This window comes from Pseudomonas sp. P5_152 (genome assembly GCF_033989915.1).
Classification (GTDB): domain Bacteria; phylum Pseudomonadota; class Gammaproteobacteria; order Pseudomonadales; family Pseudomonadaceae; genus Aquipseudomonas.
Genome location: NZ_JASFAH010000002.1, coordinates 2,452,501 through 2,469,538, shown reverse-complemented (window position 1 = coordinate 2,469,538; position 17,038 = coordinate 2,452,501). Strand labels below are relative to the sequence as shown.

General features: G+C 60.7%; 18 protein-coding genes (1 of these 18 cut by a window edge). 8 read left to right on the top strand and 10 right to left on the bottom strand.

The annotated features are described in order from the left end of the window. The first annotated feature begins 15 nt into the window (after positions 1-15). On the top strand, positions 16-1,497 hold the full coding sequence (gene trpE, locus QMK50_RS11335; protein ID WP_320333125.1) for an anthranilate synthase component I: 1,482 nt from the start codon (positions 16-18) through the stop codon (positions 1,495-1,497). Positions 1,498-1,563: 66 nt separating this feature from the next. On the opposite strand, the gene estP is transcribed toward trpE, so the two are convergent. Further along, on the bottom strand, positions 1,564-3,474 hold the full coding sequence (gene estP / locus QMK50_RS11330; protein ID WP_320333124.1) for an esterase EstP: 1,911 nt from the start codon (positions 3,472-3,474) through the stop codon (positions 1,564-1,566). A gap of 400 nt (positions 3,475-3,874) precedes the next feature. On the opposite strand from estP, the gene QMK50_RS11325 reads away from it, so the two are divergent. The 4 genes from QMK50_RS11325 to QMK50_RS11310 all read left to right on the top strand — a co-directional run bounded on the left by QMK50_RS11325 (position 3,875) and on the right by QMK50_RS11310 (position 7,127). After that, positions 3,875-4,468 (top strand): aminodeoxychorismate/anthranilate synthase component II, encoded by a 594-nt coding sequence (locus QMK50_RS11325; protein WP_159998203.1) that lies wholly within the window; start codon positions 3,875-3,877, stop codon positions 4,466-4,468. Between the two features lie 9 nt (positions 4,469-4,477). Then, a complete protein-coding gene (gene trpD / locus QMK50_RS11320; RefSeq protein ID WP_095170537.1) occupies positions 4,478-5,527 on the top strand; it encodes an anthranilate phosphoribosyltransferase in 1,050 nt (349 codons plus the stop codon). After that, positions 5,524-6,360 (top strand): indole-3-glycerol phosphate synthase TrpC, encoded by an 837-nt coding sequence (gene trpC, locus QMK50_RS11315; RefSeq protein WP_095170535.1) that lies wholly within the window; start codon positions 5,524-5,526, stop codon positions 6,358-6,360. Before trpD ends, trpC begins: the two co-directional genes overlap by 4 nt. A 65-nt stretch (positions 6,361-6,425) precedes the next feature. Further along, a complete protein-coding gene (locus QMK50_RS11310; RefSeq protein ID WP_320333123.1) occupies positions 6,426-7,127 on the top strand; it encodes a lipoyl protein ligase domain-containing protein in 702 nt (233 codons plus the stop codon). Here QMK50_RS11310 and crp read toward each other — a convergent pair. After that, entirely contained in the window at positions 7,124-7,768 is a 645-nt protein-coding gene (crp, locus tag QMK50_RS11305) for a cAMP-activated global transcriptional regulator CRP (RefSeq protein WP_095170531.1), read from the bottom strand. The genes QMK50_RS11310 and crp overlap by 4 nt on opposite strands. A 238-nt stretch (positions 7,769-8,006) precedes the next feature. On the opposite strand from crp, the gene QMK50_RS11300 reads away from it, so the two are divergent. Beyond that, the gene (locus QMK50_RS11300) at positions 8,007-8,429 is read left to right on the top strand and encodes an OsmC family protein (RefSeq protein ID WP_005792019.1); all 423 of its coding nucleotides are present in this window, start codon (positions 8,007-8,009) and stop codon (positions 8,427-8,429) included. 109 nt (positions 8,430-8,538) lie between these two features. Here QMK50_RS11300 and coq7 read toward each other — a convergent pair whose 3' ends face one another. From coq7 to hemJ, 6 genes are all read right to left on the bottom strand, one after another. After that, a complete protein-coding gene (coq7, locus tag QMK50_RS11295) occupies positions 8,539-9,186 on the bottom strand; it encodes a 2-polyprenyl-3-methyl-6-methoxy-1,4-benzoquinone monooxygenase (RefSeq protein WP_095170529.1) in 648 nt (215 codons plus the stop codon). A 107-nt stretch (positions 9,187-9,293) separates the two neighbouring features. Then, a complete protein-coding gene (locus tag QMK50_RS11290; protein WP_095170527.1) occupies positions 9,294-9,632 on the bottom strand; it encodes a histidine triad nucleotide-binding protein in 339 nt (112 codons plus the stop codon). An 81-nt stretch (positions 9,633-9,713) separates the two neighbouring features. Beyond that, complete coding sequence (locus QMK50_RS11285) at positions 9,714-10,502, bottom strand: SDR family NAD(P)-dependent oxidoreductase (protein ID WP_159998201.1); 789 nt, start codon at positions 10,500-10,502, stop codon at positions 9,714-9,716. A gap of 62 nt (positions 10,503-10,564) precedes the next feature. Beyond that, positions 10,565-11,470 (bottom strand): DUF805 domain-containing protein, encoded by a 906-nt coding sequence (locus QMK50_RS11280; protein ID WP_095170524.1) that lies wholly within the window; start codon positions 11,468-11,470, stop codon positions 10,565-10,567. 81 nt (positions 11,471-11,551) lie between these two features. Then, positions 11,552-12,520, bottom strand: a complete 969-nt coding sequence (locus tag QMK50_RS11275; protein ID WP_095170522.1) for an NAD(P)H-dependent flavin oxidoreductase — start codon at positions 12,518-12,520, stop codon at positions 11,552-11,554. A gap of 33 nt (positions 12,521-12,553) precedes the next feature. Continuing rightward, positions 12,554-12,985, bottom strand: coding sequence for a protoporphyrinogen oxidase HemJ (gene hemJ, locus QMK50_RS11270; RefSeq protein WP_095170520.1), 432 nt, complete (start codon positions 12,983-12,985; stop codon positions 12,554-12,556). Between the two features lie 135 nt (positions 12,986-13,120). Here hemJ and argC point away from each other — a divergent pair, with 135 nt between their 5' ends. Together argC and erpA are read left to right on the top strand one after the other, a co-directional pair. Further along, on the top strand, positions 13,121-14,155 hold the full coding sequence (gene argC, locus QMK50_RS11265; RefSeq protein WP_095170518.1) for an N-acetyl-gamma-glutamyl-phosphate reductase: 1,035 nt from the start codon (positions 13,121-13,123) through the stop codon (positions 14,153-14,155). Between the two features lie 166 nt (positions 14,156-14,321). Then, positions 14,322-14,672, top strand: coding sequence for an iron-sulfur cluster insertion protein ErpA (gene erpA, locus QMK50_RS11260; protein WP_027617200.1), 351 nt, complete (start codon positions 14,322-14,324; stop codon positions 14,670-14,672). 73 nt (positions 14,673-14,745) lie between these two features. Here erpA and QMK50_RS11255 read toward each other — a convergent pair whose 3' ends face one another. Both QMK50_RS11255 and QMK50_RS11250 read right to left on the bottom strand, forming a co-directional pair. Continuing rightward, positions 14,746-15,837: an anhydro-N-acetylmuramic acid kinase gene (locus QMK50_RS11255; protein ID WP_095170517.1), complete on the bottom strand. Its 1,092-nt coding sequence runs from the start codon at positions 15,835-15,837 to the stop codon at positions 14,746-14,748. 3 nt (positions 15,838-15,840) lie between these two features. Next, a protein-coding gene (locus QMK50_RS11250; RefSeq protein ID WP_159998195.1) for a peptidoglycan DD-metalloendopeptidase family protein crosses the window boundary here: on the bottom strand, positions 15,841-17,038 show its 3' portion. 221 nt of this gene lie beyond the right edge of the window; only the last 1,198 of its 1,419 coding nucleotides appear in the window; the start codon falls outside the window, past its right edge; its stop codon occupies positions 15,841-15,843.

Below are 17,038 nucleotides of genomic sequence, written 5' to 3'. Positions count from 1 at the left end.
GCCACGAGGCACCTCATGATCCGCGAAGAATTCCTGCGTTTGGCCGCTGCCGGCTACAACCGCATCCCGCTTGCCTGCGAAACCCTTGCCGACTTCGACACGCCGCTGTCGATCTACCTGAAACTGGCCGATCAACCCAACTCCTACCTGTTGGAGTCGGTGCAGGGCGGGGAGAAGTGGGGGCGCTATTCGATCATTGGCTTGCCGTGCCGCACGGTACTGCGGGTGCATGACCTGCATGTGAGTGTGACCGTCGACGGGGTCGAGGTCGAAAGCCACGATGTCGAAGACCCGCTGGCCTTCGTCGAGACCTTCAAGGCGCGCTACAACGTACCGACCATTGCTGGTCTGCCGCGCTTCAATGGCGGCCTGGTGGGGTACTTCGGCTATGACTGCGTGCGTTACGTGGAAAAGCGTCTGGGCAAGTGCCCGAACCCTGATCCGCTGGGCGTGCCGGACATCTTGCTGATGGTCTCCGATGCGGTGGTGGTGTTCGACAACCTGGCGGGCAAGATGCACGCCATCGTGCTGGCCGATCCGGCGCAGGAAAACGCGTTTGAACAAGGGCAGGCGCGCCTCGAGCAATTGCTGGAGCAACTGCGCCAGCCGATTACCCCGCGCCGTGGCCTGGATTTCAGCCAGCAGCAGGCGGCGGACCCGGTATTCCGTTCCAGTTTCACCCAAGCCGATTACGAGCGCGCCGTCGACACCATCAAGGAGTACATCCTGGCCGGTGACTGCATGCAGGTGGTGCCGTCGCAACGGATGTCCATCGACTTCAAGGCGGCGCCCATTGATTTGTACCGCGCCCTGCGTTGCTTCAACCCGACGCCGTACATGTACTTCTTCAACTTCGGCGACTTCCATGTGGTTGGCAGTTCGCCAGAAGTCCTGGTGCGGGTTGAAGACAACCTGATCACCGTACGCCCGATTGCCGGTACGCGTCCTCGTGGCGCGAGCGAAGAAGCCGACCTGGCGCTGGAAGAGGACCTGCTGTCGGATGACAAGGAAATCGCCGAGCACCTGATGCTGATTGACCTGGGCCGCAACGACACCGGACGGGTTTCGGAGATCGGTTCGGTGAAGCTGACCGAGAAAATGGTCATCGAGCGTTATTCCAACGTGATGCACATCGTTTCCAACGTCACGGGCCAGTTGAAAGCCGGCCTGACTGCAATGGATGCGCTGCGGGCGATTCTGCCTGCGGGCACCTTGTCGGGCGCGCCGAAGATTCGCGCGATGGAAATCATCGACGAACTGGAGCCGGTCAAACGCGGTGTGTACGGTGGGGCGGTGGGTTACTTCGCCTGGAATGGCAACATGGACACGGCGATTGCGATCCGCACGGCAGTGATCAAGAACGGCGAATTGCACGTACAGGCCGGCGGCGGCATCGTTGCCGACTCGGTGCCGGCGCTGGAATGGGAAGAAACCCTGAACAAGCGTCGCGCGATGTTCCGTGCCGTGGCACTGGCCGAGCAGACACCCCGGGATTGAGGGTGTAGCGCGGCACAAAAAAACGCTGCCCCCGTGAGGAGGCAGCGTTTTTTTTGGCTGCGGGTTTTAGAAGTCCAGTACCACGCCGACATTCAACCCTTGCTGGGTGAAGTCATCGTCCTTGCGGATGTTGTAGCCGGCCCGCAACGCCAGGTCGGCCGTCAGCTTGTGGCTGACGCCCAGGTTCAGGCGGTTGGTGTGGGATTGCGGGGTGTAGCCGGCCAGGGTGTACTGGTTGCCGGGCAGGGTGTTGAGGTTCATGGTCACGTCTTGGGTATCGTCTTCATACTCGCGCTCGTGGGCGTATTCGCCATACACCTGGGTCTGCGGGGTGAACAGGTACTTGCCCTGCAAACCGATACCCAGGCGACGCGAGTTGCGGGTCTGGTCGTCGTAGGTCAGCGCAGTGGCGGTGTTGTCGTCCTCGGAGTAACCGTCGACTTTGACCTTGGCGAAGTCCGCGCTGAGGAACGGTGACAGGTGCCAAGGGCTGCTCGCCTGTTGCGCGATGTCGTAGCCGATCCGGCCGCTGGCTGCCAGCACGGTGCCGCTGGTATCGCCTTTCTCGCCGCGTTCGTTGACGCCCAGGTCGAACTTGCGCTTGAGGCTGTCGTAGTCCAGGTGCCCGGCTGTCAGTGCACCGTCCGCCCACCAACGATTTTCCTGGTACTGCGCAAAGGCGGTGCCCATGTAGGTGTTGAGTTTGTAGTCCGAGTCGTTGTTGCCGGCTTCCAGGTTCTGGCGATAGAACCCGGCTGCGACGCCGACACGCCAGGCATCGTTGAGGCGGTAGCTGCCGCCGATGTTCAAGTTGTAGCCAGTGCCATCTGCGCTGGCGGCACTGTTCTGGCCGTCGAAGTCCAGGTGCTGGCCACCGCCAGCGACAATGGCTCGCCATTGGCCGACGCCCTGCCAGTTTTCCCAGTCGGCTTGCCATTGGTTGCGCAGTTCATCCTGGTGCGCACGCAGGGTGCCGTGGGCCATTTCTGGCAACAGCGAGGCTTCCCAGGGCGCGGCCAGCAAGGAGTAGGCGTAGTCGGCGATCAGGCGCTGGCCGGCTTCGGTGGGGTGGACCGAGTCGTTGTAGATCAGCTTGCTTGGGTCGGGGGTCGCACTGTTGATGCCGTACCGGGCGTTTTCCGTGCAGCCATTGCCGCTGAAGCAGGTGGCGGTGAGGTTCTGGTCGGTGGCCAGGCCGAATTGCGCCGGGTTGGCGAAGGCTTCGTTGAGCAATACCGGAATGTTCAGCGGGATGATTTCGGCGTCAACGGTCTGTAGTTGTCGCACCAACTCGGTGTTGAACTGTGTGCTGAGTTGGGAAACGAAACCTTGTAGTGGGCTGCCGTTGATTGCCGGCGTCAGGCCGATATCCGGGAGCAGCCAGACCATGATGTATTTGGCACCTGCCTGCTGCAGGGTTTGCACGCTATCGACCAACCGGCCGGCTGCCGCGTCGGCCTGGGCAGGGTTGAGAATCCGGCCCTGGAGAAAATCATTGCCGCCCCCGGAGAGGTAATAGAGGGCGTTGGGATCGGCGCGCAAGCCATTGCTGGGCAGATAGCCTGGGCGTGAGCGCTCGCCGGTGGCTGAGGTGGTGGTGATGGAGTCGAGAATCTGGTCGGTGCGATAACCGCCAACCGCCCAGTTGCTGCCATCGACCAGGCCCTGCTCGGCGCGGACCGCCGAGGTCGAGGCGGCGGTCTGATCATCCGAGAACCCCAGTTTGCCCCCCAGCAATTGTGTCGAGTTGGCAGAACGGACTTCCCCGCTGCCGTCCCGGTAGGTTGGCCCCACCCGGTTGGTGTAGCGCTGCGTGGCGCCTGCCGGGCCGTCCGGGTCAGCGAACTGGCCGGCATCGTTGAGGCTGTCGCCAAAGACCACGAAGTTCGAGTAGGGCGTCGGTGCAGCGATCGCTTGGGCGCAAGCCATCGCGAGAAGGCCTCCTGCCAGCGGTACAAACAGCGTCTGTCTGATCATGATCAAGTCCGTTTATTTATTGTTGTGTTGAACAAAACGACAGTACCAAAAACTTTTGCGCTTTAGCTATGGCTAAAGGCCGTATCCCCCGCTAGCGTTACGCCATATTGCACCCTCTGCCCAGCTAAGTTACTGTGCTGGAATGTATGAATGAGACCTTCCCCGTGTTGATCGTCAGCAAACTCTTGGATCAAGTCGTCAAGGCACACGCCCGTTGGCGTTGGCGCGCCTGAACTTTCTCTGCCGGCTCGGCCGGACCTGTACCCGTTTGCCTTCTATACCCGTATGAACTGCCGCTTTTGCTGGCTCCACTTCCAGCATCTGACCGAGCGACGCCACTGTGCGGGTCAATCATTCGAAGGCTGTTTTAAAAGTCAGTGAATTCAAGAGGTTTGAACCCATGTTGCTGATGATTGATAACTACGACTCCTTTACCTACAACGTTGTGCAGTACCTCGGCGAGCTGGGCTCAGAGGTCAAGGTCGTGCGCAACGATGAGCTGACCATCGCCCAGATCGAAGCACTCAACCCCGAGCGCATTGTCGTGTCTCCCGGCCCATGCACGCCGACCGAAGCCGGTGTGTCGATCGAAGCCATCAAGTATTTCGCCGGCAAGCTGCCGATCCTCGGCGTCTGCCTGGGGCACCAGTCGATCGGCCAGGCGTTTGGTGGCGATGTGGTACGTGCCCGTCAAGTCATGCACGGTAAGACTAGTCCGGTATTCCACGAGGACAAGGGCGTGTTTGCAGGTCTGAACCACCCGCTGACCGTCACTCGTTATCATTCCCTGATTGTGCAGCGCGAAACCCTGCCCGATTGCCTGGAACTGACCGCCTGGACCCAGCTCGACGACGGTTCGGTCGATGAGATCATGGGCCTGCGCCACAAGACGCTGAACATCGAGGGTGTGCAATTTCACCCTGAGTCGATCCTCACCGAGCAGGGCCACGAACTGTTCGCCAACTTCCTCAAACAAACCGGCGGCACGCGCTAAGGACTTTCCATGGATATCAAGACTGCCCTGAGCCGTATCGTCGGCCACCTCGACCTGAGCACTGAGGAAATGAGCGATGTGATGCGCGAAATCATGACCGGGCAATGCACGGATTCGCAGATTGGTGCGTTCATGATGGCCATGCGCATGAAGAGCGAGAGCATCGACGAAATCGTCGGCGCCGTCTCGGTGATGCGCGAACTGGCTGACCGGGTCGAGCTGAAAACCCTCGATGGCGTGGTGGATGTGGTGGGCACTGGCGGCGACGGTGCGAATATCTTCAACGTCTCGACCGCCTCTTCTTTTGTGGTGGCAGCTGCTGGCTGCACCGTGGCCAAGCACGGTAACCGCGCCGTCTCGGGCAAGAGCGGCAGTGCCGACTTGCTGGAAGCGGCCGGGATCTACCTGAACCTGACGCCGGTGCAAGTGGCGCGCTGCATCGACAACGTTGGTATTGGTTTTATGTTTGCCCAATCCCACCATCGTGCGATGAAATACGCGGCAGGTCCACGGCGTGACCTGGGTTTGCGCACACTGTTCAACATGCTTGGCCCGCTTACGAATCCGGCCGGTGTGAAGCATCAGGTGGTGGGGGTGTTCAGTCAGGCTTTGTGCCGGCCTTTGGCCGAAGTATTGCAACGTCTGGGCAGCAAACACGTGCTGGTGGTGCATTCCAAGGATGGCCTGGATGAGTTCAGTCTGGCGGCGCCGACGTTTGTCGCCGAATTGAAGAATGACCAGGTCACTGAGTATTGGGTCGAACCTGAAGACCTGGGCATGAAGAGCCAGAGCTTGCACGGTCTGGCTGTGGACAGCCCGGCCGCTTCGCTGGAACTGATTCGCGATGCACTGGGGCGCCGTAAAACCGAGAACGGCCAGAAAGCGGCCGAAATGATTGTGCTCAACGCTGGTGCTGCGCTGTACGCCGCTGATCATGCGAGCAGTCTGAAAGAGGGGGTTGCCCTGGCTCATGACGCGCTGCACACCGGCCTTGCGCGAGAAAAGCTCGAAGAGTTGGGTGCATTTACTGCAGTATTCAAAGTGGAGAATGAGGCATGAGTGTACCGACGGTGCTCGAGAAGATTCTCGCCCGCAAAGTTGAGGAGGTGGCCGAGCGTAGCGCTCGCGTGACACTGGCCGAACTGGAAGCCATGGCAAAAGTGGCGAACGCACCTCGTGGCTTCGCCCAGGCGTTGATCACCCAGGCCAAGCTCAAGCAACCGGCGGTCATCGCCGAAATCAAGAAAGCGTCGCCAAGCAAAGGGGTGATCCGCGAGCACTTCGTCCCCGCCGAAATCGCAGTCAGCTACGAGAAGGGCGGGGCAACCTGTCTTTCGGTGCTGACCGATGTCGACTTCTTCCAGGGTGCGGACAGCTATCTGCAGCAGGCTCGTGCGGCCTGCAACCTGCCGGTGATTCGCAAGGACTTCATGATCGATCCGTACCAGATCGTTGAGGCCCGTGCACTGGGCGCCGATTGTGTGTTGCTGATCGTCTCCGCGCTGGACGACGTCAAGATGGCTGAGCTGGCTGCCGTTGCCAAAGGCGTTGGCCTCGACGTACTGGTGGAAGTTCACGACGGTGACGAGCTGGAGCGGGCATTAAAAACCCTCGACACGCCGCTGGTCGGGGTTAACAACCGCAACCTGCATACGTTTGAAGTGAATCTGGAAACCACCCTCGATCTATTGCCGCGCATCCCTCGCGATCGCCTGGTGATCACTGAAAGTGGCATTCTCAACCGTGCGGATGTCGAGCTGATGGAAATCAGTGAGGTCTATTCGTTCCTGGTGGGCGAAGCCTTCATGCGCGCCGAGAGCCCGGGGGCGGAACTGCAACGCCTGTTCTTCCCGGAGCGCGGTGTACCGGTCAGCGGTTCTACACTCGACTGAACCTGATTTAATCAAGAAGCCGGCGATGCCGGCTTTTTGTATCCACAGCCAAGGATTTGCCTGCCATGACCCAACCCATTGCCTTGACCGTCGAAGCGGGCCTGCAAGCTGAGCAGGATTTGCTGGCGACGGTGTGTGCTGGTGACCAGGATTTCGCTCTGTTGTTCTGGCAACCGAGCGATCGTGCGCTGGTCATGCCCCGGCGCTTGAGTCGTTTGCCGGGGTTCGACGCTGCCTGTGTAGCGTCGGCGGAGAATGGCTGGCCGGTGTTACTGCGCGAAACCGGGGGCGAGCCGGTGCCGCAGTCGGCGGCCACCATCAACATTGCGCTGGTCTACGCGCCGCCACGCAGCGAAGGTGATCACGGACGTATCGAAACCGCCTATCGGCGCCTGTGCGATCCGATTTGCATGTTGCTGACAGAGCTGGGGGGTGAGGCGTCTTTGGGGGAAGTGGAGGGCGCGTTCTGTGATGGACGCTTCAACGTCAATCTCGACGGTCGCAAGATGGTTGGCACCGCGCAACGCTGGCGCCAGAGCAAAGGTGGGCAGCGGCCAGTAGGACTGGTGCATGGCGCATTGCTGCTGGACGATGAACGCGAATCGATGGTGCAGGCGGTCAACCGTTTTAACCAGGTGTGCGGCCTTGAGCAGCGGGTGCGTGCGGCAAGCCATATCGCCCTGCACGAACGATTCGCCGCGCCCCAGGCCATTGAGCGCCTGGACACGCTGTATCGGCAGATGCTTGCCCAGTTTCTGGCGCCTTAGCGGGTACCGAACACCACCATAGTCTTGCCCTTTACGTTCACCAGGTTGCGCTCTTCCAGGTCCTTGAGCACGCGCCCGACCATTTCCCGCGAGCAGCCGACGATCCGGCCGATTTCCTGACGGGTGACTTTGATCTGCATACCGTCGGGGTGGGTCATGGCGTCGGGTTGTTTGCACAGCTCCAGTAAGCAGCGCGCAACCCGACCGGTGACGTCGAAGAAGGCCAGGTCGCCGACCTTGCGTGTGGTGTTACGCAGGCGCTGGGCAATCTGCCCGCTGAGCACGTAGAGGATGTCCGGGTCGTGCTGGGACAGTTCGCGGAATTTGCTGTAGCTGATCTCGGCCACTTCGCACTCGACCTTGGCGCGTACCCAGGCACTGCGTTCCTGCTCCTGGCCTGCTTGTTCAAACAAACCCAGCTCGCCAAAAAAGTCCCCGTTGTTGAGGTAGGCGATGATCATTTCCCGGCCGTCGTCATCCTCGATCAGGATGGTGACTGAACCCTTGATAATGAAAAACAGTGTGTCGGAACGGTCACCTGCACAAATGATATTGCTCTTGGCCTGGTAGCGACGGCGCTGGCAATGCATCAGCAGCTTGTCGAGGTTCTTGATCTTGGGGGTTGGGGCAATAGCAACCATGGTTGAATCCCGAAAAGACTGCACGGTGTGACGTGGTTGTTTTTATGAGGCGCTGCAGAGCGTGTGCTCTAGGACGGGTGTTGCGCCAGTGAATTGGCGCCAGCTTAACAGACACATTCTGGTGTCATTAGAGAAATTATCAATGCGCGCGGCCGCCGGCTTGCACTGCAGTGGCACGCTGTCTATCCCAAGCCCTGTGCTAAGCTGGCGACCCTTTTTTTACAGTGGAGACTTGGCGATGAAGGCACGCATCCAATGGGCTGGCGAAGCCATGTTCCTCGGTGAATCCGGCAGTGGTCACGTCGTGGTCATGGACGGTCCGCCCGAGGCCGGTGGTCGCAACCTGGGGGTTCGGCCGATGGAAATGCTCCTGCTCGGTGTGGGCGGTTGCAGCAATTTCGACGTAGTCAGCATCCTCAAGAAGTCGCGCCAGGCGGTGGAAAGCTGCGAAGCCTTCCTTGAAGCCGAGCGTGCGACTGAAGATCCCAAGGTGTTCACCAAGATTCACATGCATTTTGTAGTCAAGGGCCGAGCGCTCAAGGAAGCCCAGGTCAAGCGCGCCATCGAGTTGTCGGCAGAGAAGTACTGCTCGGCATCGATCATGCTGGGGGCCGCAGGTGTGGCCATTACCCACGACTACGAAATCATTGAGTTGGGTTGAGTCGAGTTCGTCAACGCGAAGAGGGCTAGGCCTTTTTAGTGCGGGATACGGACACAAAAAAAAGGGCGCTGATATCAGCGCCCTTTTTTCGTCTCGGTGTCGAGGTGCGTTAAATGCGGTAGGTGCTTTTGGTCATCACCTTGGCCAACAGGCTCATGCCGAACTTCACCGGCGCCGGGAAGCGGAAACCACCGGCATCCAGCGCACTTTCAGCGTGCTGTTCTTCGTCGATGCGCATCTGCTCAAGAATGGCTCGCGACTTTTCGTCCTCGGCCGGCAGTTGCTCCAGGTGTTCGTTCAGGTGCTTGCAGACCTGATCTTCGGTCGCTGCCACGAAGCCCAGGCTGACTTTGTCGCTGATCAGCCCGGCCACTGCACCGATGCCGAACGACATGCCGTAGAACAATGGGTTGAGGATGCTGGTATGGCTGCCCAGTTGGCGGATGCGTTGCTCGCACCAGACCAGGTGATCGATCTCTTCCTCGGCCGCATGCTCCATCGCCGCCCGCACCTGCGGCAGCTTGGCGGTCAGGGCCTGGCCTTGATACAGCGCCTGGGCACAGACTTCACCGGTATGGTTGATGCGCATCAGGCCGGCGACGTGCCGGGTGTCCTCGTCGCTCATTTTGCTCTCTGGCTGCAGGATGGCCGGCGACGGGCGATAAGGCTGGCCACTGAATGGCAGCAAGGTGCGCATCGCGGTATCGGCTTGCAACAGAAGACGGTCAATGGGCGAGTAGTGACGTTGGGTAGTCATGCTGACCTCCGGGAAGAATCTCGGCGGCCAGTTTACCGCAATCGGCGGGGGAAGGTTTGCCCTGGGTCATGACGATCGGCGACACAACCCGGAGCAACAGGCTGGGATCAGCCCGGTGGCCAGTGCATCTGGCGTTGACCCAGGACGTGCATATGAATGTGGTAGACGGTCTGCCCACCCAGTTCATTGCAGTTCATCACCACGCGAAAGCCTTCTTCGCAGCCCAGTTCCAGCGCCAAGCGTTGGGCGGTGAACAGAATATGCCCGGCCAGCGCCTTGTCGTCCTCGGTGAGGTCGTTGAGGGTGCGCACCGGCTTCTTCGGGATGACCAGGAAGTGCACGGGGGCCTGCGGGGCGATGTCGTGGAAGGCCAGGACCTGGTCATCCTCGTAAATAATCTTGGCAGGTATTTCTCTGTTGATGATCTTGGTGAACAGAGTATCCACAGCTGTTTCTCCATGTTGATGGGCCGCACTGAGTGTACTGAAGGGGCCACTGCGGCGCCCGACCTTTTATTGCGTGGGTGCTCAGCGCGGGCAATAGGCCTTGTTGACCATGCCGACGATGGTCCGGGTCAACCAGCGCGAGCCCAGGCGCGGCAGGAAGGCGAACCAGCGATTGCGCCGTCCAGGGATGATGATTGCACGGTTCTTATCCAGTGCCCGCACGGTGTACAACGCCACTTCCTCGGGGCTCATCAGCAGCTTGCTGGCGTTCAGTTTGCTGTCGTCCAGCTGTGCGGTGCGAAAGAAGGCGGTCCGGGTTGGGCCGGGGCACAGCACCGAAACCTTGACCGCACACTTTTTCAGCTCCACCCGCAGGCCTTCGGAAAAGTGCAGCACGTAGGCCTTGCTGGCGTAGTAGGTGCTCATCCACGGGCCTGGATTGAAGGCCGCCACGGACGCCACGTTGAGAATCTGTCCGCCACCCTGCAGGGCCATGCTGTTGCCAATGGCATGGCACAGACGTGTGAGGGCGAGGATGTTGACTTCAATCAGGTCTTGCTCAGTCATCCAGTCCTGGGCCAGGAATGGCCCGCAGGTGCCGATGCCGGCGCAATTGACCAGCAGGTCGATCTGCCGTTCGCCTTCTTCGAGCTCCAGCAGAAAGCCGGACAAGCGCAGTGGTTCACCCAGGTCGCAGGCGCGAAACAGCACCTCGACGCCAAAGCGCTGGGTCAATTCGATGGCGATGCTTTCCAGCTGATCACGTTGGCGAGCCACCAGAATCAGGCTGCGGCCGCGGCGCGCCAGGGCTTCGGCCATAGCCAGGCCGATGCCGCTGGAAGCACCAGTGATCAGAGCGTAACGGGTCATGCAGTTCTCCATCGCAACGGCTCGAGGCCTGTGGACAGAGAGCTCACAGGTCGCCAGCGCGTTTATTCTTGTCCATAGTCTACAGGGGGCTGGGCAGGTTGCGCCGCATCGTCTGCCTCAACGTTTTCAGCCGACTCGTCGATCTCATAGCTGCTGCTCATGGTGCTTTCGTATTCTTCAGTGACGGCGCTGAGGCCGCCAGCCAATGCGCCGACAAACACCACTGCAATCACCACCAGCCAAAGCCCGGCCAATACTTTCACCGCCGTGCTGTTGGGCGGTTGCGGTGCGCCGTAGCGGTTGGCGCCGGGGTTGCCCGGGATGACCGCCAGTGCGATGGGAAAGAGGCCGCCGACAATGGGCACCAGGTTCAGGAACCACAGCCAGCCAGACCATCCCAGGTCATGCAGGCGCTGCACGCTGATGGTGATATTCACATAGAAGTAGGCAAGCAGGCCGACGACACAAACAATTGCCGCCAATACCATGTTATCGCCCGCCAACAGGCCCAATCCCAATGTGCCGGCGGCCCCGCCCATGATCAGTAGCGCAGCCAGCGACCAGGCCAGATACCGCAAGCGACCGATACGTCCCTGGACACTGAAGACCTTGAGTTCGGAAAACGTGGTGTTGACCTCACCCACTGGCGCGTGGGGCGGAGCGTAGGGAGAGGTGTTGGCCTCCGGCAGTGGGGCCGTGATGGGTTTGACTTCGCTCAGGTTGAGCTCGATCGAAGGCTCGGCCTCGATCCGCGCATCAACGCCGGTCTTTGCCAGGGCTGTGAGATAGGTCTGCGCATCGGCCTGGGAAAGGTTGTGCTTGAGGGCGACGGGTTCGCCACGAAATAGCCGCTCGATGGCGCTGACGTCACATTTGAACAGTTCGGCGAGATTGAGTTTCGCCGTGGTGATCTCGACCCCTGGCAGCAGGGCGCCGTCGAAGACAATCTTGAAACGGTTTTCGCTCATGCCAGTACTTCCTTGTCGCGATTGATCGGGGTGTGCGCGTTACCGGGGCCAGCCGTACCCGGCTGACCCAAGGTAGGTGGCTTAACGTGGCCAGCGTTTGGGCAGTTGAGCTGCCAGTTCCTGCGCTTTGCGGTACTCGGCATCCAGCCGCGCGACCAGTTCGTCAACGCTGGGCAGGTCGTCGATTTCACCGACGCCCTGACCGGCAGACCACACGGTTTTCCACGCTTTGGCTTCATCGCTGATGGGCTTGAGTTTGGCGCCGAAGTTGATTTCGCCTTTGCCTTGCAGCGCGTCGAGATCAAAACCGGCGTTGAGCAGGCTTTGGCGCATGAAACTTGCCGGTACGCCCGAGACCGCTGGCGTATGAACGATGTCGGCTGCTCTGGAAGTCAGCAGCATCTCTTTGTAAGCCTCAGGTGCATGGCTTTCAGTGGTACCGATAAACCGTGTGCCGAAGTAGGCCAGGTCCGCGCCGAGCAGTTGCGCGGCGAGAATTTCATGGCCGTGGTTCAGGCAGCCGGCCAGTAACAGGGTCTTGTCGAAGAACTGCCGGATCTCGGCAATCAGCGAGAAGGGGCTCCACGTGCCGGCGTGACCACCGGCACCGGCGGCAACCGCGATCAAACCATCGACCCCGGCTTCGGCGGCTTTCTCGGCGTGCCGACGGGTTGTCACGTCGTGGAACACCAGGCCGCCGTAGCTGTGCACCGCATCCACCACTTCTTTCACTGCACCCAGGCTGGTGATCACGATCGGTACTTTATGCTCGATGCAGATCGCCAGGTCGGCCTGCAGCCGTGGATTGCTGTTGTGCACAATCAGGTTCACGGCATAGGGCGCGGGGTTCTGCAGCAGCGCCAGACCCGCTTCGATTTCCTCCAGCCAGGCCTTGAAGCCGCTGCTTTCGCGCTGGTTCAGGGCCGGAAAGCTGCCGACCACGCCATTGCGGCAGCACGCCAGCACCAGCTGTGGATTGGAGATCAGGAACATCGGCGCCGCCACGACGGGCAGGCGCAGGTGTTGTTCAAGCAAAGCGGGCAGCGACATTGGAAGTACCCCGATGGAAAGCGTTCAGTAGGATTAGAACGGCCGTACGACGACCAAAATTACAATAGCCAGCAATATCAGAACCGGCACTTCGTTGAACCAGCGATAAAAGACATGGCTGCGGGTGTTTTCGCCACGGGCAAAACGCTTCACCTGGGCGCCGCACATGTGGTGGTAGCCAATCAGCAGCACGACCAGGGTCAGCTTCGCGTGCATCCAGCCGCCCTGGGTGAAGTAGGCGCTGGGGTTGAGGCTGATCAGCCAGCCGCCAAAGATCAACGTGGCGATCATTGCCGGGCCCATGATGCCCCGGTACAGCTTGCGCTCCATGAGACTGAAGCGCTCCTTGCTGATGCTGTCTTCGCTTTGAGCGTGGTAGACGAACAGGCGCGGCAGGTAAAACAGGCCGGCAAACCAGCACACGACGCTGATGATATGAAAAGCTTTTAGCCACAGATAAAGCATTTTTAGTTATTCCCAGGTTCACGGTAGCCCGAATAGTAGAGGCTTGAGCGCCCGCACGTCACCTTGACGGTTGTCGCAGGCGCGCGCGGCCCCTATTATCGACGGCTTTCCAGTGGGTTCGTTGAGGGCAGGTTTATGGTCAAGGTCGGTATCGTCGGCGGCACGGGTTACACCGGTGTCGAATTGCTGCGTCTGTTGGCGCAGCATCCGCAAGCAGAAGTGGTGGTAATCACTTCCCGATCCGAGGCCGGTCTGGCCGTGGCAGACATGTACCCGAACCTGCGTGGCCACTACGATGGCCTGGCGTTCAGCGTTCCGGACATCAAGACCCTGGGTGCCTGCGATGTGGTGTTCTTCGCCACCCCTCATGGCGTAGCCCACGCCTTGGCTGGCGAGCTGCTCGCGGCCGGGACCAAGGTCATTGACCTGTCTGCCGACTTCCGTCTGCAGGACGCGGATGAGTGGGCCAAGTGGTACAACCAGCCGCACGGCGCACCGGAACTGCTGGAGGAGGCGGTTTATGGCCTGCCGGAAGTTAATCGCGAGCAGATCAAGCAAGCTCGCCTGATCGCTGTGCCGGGTTGCTACCCCACGGCCACTCAACTGGGCTTCCTGCCATTGCTGGAAGCGGGTCTGGCCGACACTTCGCGGCTGATCGCCGACTGCAAGTCCGGGGTCAGCGGTGCGGGTCGCGGCGCGGCTGTCGGTTCGCTGTACTCGGAAACGTCGGAAAGCATGAAGGCCTACGCAGTCAAAGGCCACCGCCACCTGCCAGAAATTCGCCAGGGCCTGCGCCGCGCCGCTGGCCAGGACGTTGGCCTGACCTTCGTGCCGCACCTGACCCCGATGATTCGCGGCATTCACTCCACGCTGTACGCTACAGTGGTCGATCGCTCCGTGGACCTGCAGGCATTGTTCGAGAAGCGCTATGCCAACGAACCGTTCGTCGATGTCATGCCGGCTGGCAGCCACCCGGAAACTCGCAGCGTACGCGGTGCCAATGTTTGCCGGATCGCGGTGCACCGCCCGCAGGATGGCGACCTGGTGGTGGTGTTGTCGGTGATCGACAACTTGGTCAAAGGTGCCTCGGGCCAGGCGGTACAGAACCTCAACATCCTGTTTGGCCTGGACGAACGCCTGGGGCTGTCCCACGCGGGCATGCTGCCTTAAGCGTCGCAGCGTCGAACAAAAAGGCCCGTCAAACGGGCCTTTTTGCTGTCTGGGAAACGGCTAGGTTGATTGCTATACCATAACAATAGTTGACCGATTTTCTGGGAGAAGCGGATAATGCCCGTCATCACGCATTATGGCGGCGTAACGCCGGGAGATAGTCAGCATGAGCGTCGAATCCTTCACCCCCACGGCTTTGCAATTCACCCACGGTGCCGCGCACAAGGTGAAGAGCCTGGTCGATGAAGAGGGTAATGATCGCTTGAAGCTGCGCGTATTTGTTACGGGCGGCGGTTGTTCAGGGTTTCAATACGGCTTTACCTTCGATGAAGAAGTGGCCGATGACGACACCATCGTCGAGCGCGAAGGCGTCAGCCTGGTGGTCGACCCGATGAGCTACCAGTACCTGGCCGGTGCCGAGGTGGATTATCAGGAAGGTCTGGAAGGTTCACGGTTTGTGATCAAGAACCCGAATGCGACAACCACCTGCGGTTGTGGCTCCTCGTTCTCGATCTGATCGCTATACGTAGTATCCGCTGTACTCAACGCCGCAGGGCCCAAGGCTTTTGCGGCGTTTTGCTGTCTGGGGTTCAGGCGGGGTAGATGGCGCCAAGGACTCGCAGGCCGCGGGCGCCAGTGACGCTCGGGCGATTGGCCGGGATGCCTTCGAGGCAGCAATGGGCCAGCCAGGCAAAAGCCATGGCTTCGACCCAGTCCGGATCGACGCCGTACGCTGCGGTGCTGTCGACACCTGCGTTGGGTAGCAGGCTGGCAAGGCGAGCCATCAGTGTTGCGTTGTGGGCACCGCCACCGCACACCAGCAGGGTCTGGGTGTCGAGCTGCGCGGCTTGCAGTGATTCAACAATGGTCAGGGCAGTCAGCTCAAGCAGCGTGGCCTGTACGTCTTGGGCGGCGAATCCCGGCAGGCGGGCCAGGTGCTGGGTCAGCCAGGGCAGGTTGAACACTTCCCGGCCGGTGCTTTTCGGACCCTTGGTCAGGAAGAAGGGGTCGCTGAGCAAGGCGTTCAGCAAGGCCGGCTCGACACGGCCACTGGCGGCCCAAGCGCCATCGCGGTCAAAGGTTTCCCCGCGTTGCTGATGAATCCAGGCATCCAGCAGGACGTTGCCGGGGCCGCAGTCGAATCCCGAGACCGGCTTGCCTGTCTCAATCAGGCTCAGATTGCTGAAGCCGCCCACGTTCAACACGGCACGATTACCGTGATGCTGGCCAAACAGGGCTTCATGGAAGGCCGGTACCAACGGTGCACCTTGGCCGCCGGCTGCGACATCACGGCTGCGGAAATCGCTGACGACGCTGATTCCAGTCAGCTCGGTTAGCAGGGCCGGGTTGCCGATTTGCACGGTGAACCCGCGTGCGGGTTCGTGGCGAATGGTCTGGCCGTGGCTGCCGATCGCACGGATGTCGGCGGCTTGGAGCTGTTGCGTGGCTAGCAGGGCGTTGATGCCTTCGGCCGCCAGGGTGACCCAGTTGTGCTGGGCAAGCGCCGATCGGGCGATCTCGTCCGGCCCGCTGGCGCACAAGCCAAGCAGCTCGGTGCGCAGGGAGTCAGGCATGGGAATGTAGTGGGTGGCGATCAGCTTGATCGCCCCCTCGTACTCGATCAGCGCAATGTCCAGGCCATCCAGGCTGGTCCCGGACATCAGGCCGATATAGAGCGCCATGGCTTAGCGTTTGCTCGAAGCGAGCAGGGTGGATTTTTCTTGCTCCATGCGCGCCATCAGTGGCTGGCTCTGCTGCAGGAAGCGCGCACGTTCGGCCTTGGCGATCGGGTCGGCCATCGGCAGCTTCTGGCCCAGAGGGTCGACGTGAACGCCGTTGACCTGGAACTCATAGTGCAGGTGCGGCCCGGTCGACAGGCCGGTGGTGCCGATGTAGCCGATCACCTGGCCCTGCTTGACGCTGCCGCCGGTCTTCACGCCTTTGGCAAAGCCTTGCATGTGGCCGTACAGGGTGCGGTAGGAATTGCCATGCTGAATGATCACGGTGTTGCCGTAGCCACCGCGGCGGCCCGCCAGCAGGACCTTGCCGTCGCCGGCAGCCTTGATCGGCGTACCGCGCGGTGCGGCGTAGTCGACGCCTTTGTGGGCGCGAATTTTGTTCAGAATTGGATGCTTGCGGCCCATGGAGAAACGCGAGCTAATACGGGCGAAGTCCACCGGTGTACGGATGAACGCCTTGCGCATGCTGTTGCCATCGGCGGTGTAGTAGCTGCTGTTGCCTTGTTTGTTGGTGTAGCGCACGGCGGTGTAGGTCTTGCCGCGGTTGGTGAAGCGGGCGGACAGGATCGGGCCATTGCCGACAGCCTTGCCGTTGACCACTTTCTGTTCGTAGATCACGTCGAACTCGTCACCCTGGCGAATGTCCTGGGCAAAGTCGACGTCGTAGCCAAACACGCTGGCCATGTCCATGGTCAGGCTGTGGGACAGGCCGGCACGCGCTGCCGACTGGGACAGCGAGCTGTTGATCACGCCGTGGACATAAGCGGTGCGTACGGTCGGCTTGGCTGTAGTGCGATTGAACGCATAGCCTTTGGCATTCCTGGTCAGGCTGATGCTATCGAGGTCGCTGATCTTGCTGTGCAGCGTCGTCAACTGGCCGTCTGGACCCAGTTCGAACTCGAGTTTCTGGCCGCGCTTGAGCTGGGTGAAGAGCTTGGCTTGCTTGTCGCTGGCCAGGATCTCGTTGACGGAAGTGGAGGGCAGTCCAACCTTCTCGAACAGCGTGGACAGCGTGTCGCCCTTGGCGACAATTACTTCGCGGTGGCTTGGTGCCTTTTTCTCTTCGACCACCGGTGCAGGGGCCGCTTCAGCGGTTTGCGGGGTGTCTTCGGTGCTGTTTTCGATCTGCGCGAAGGGCGGTTCT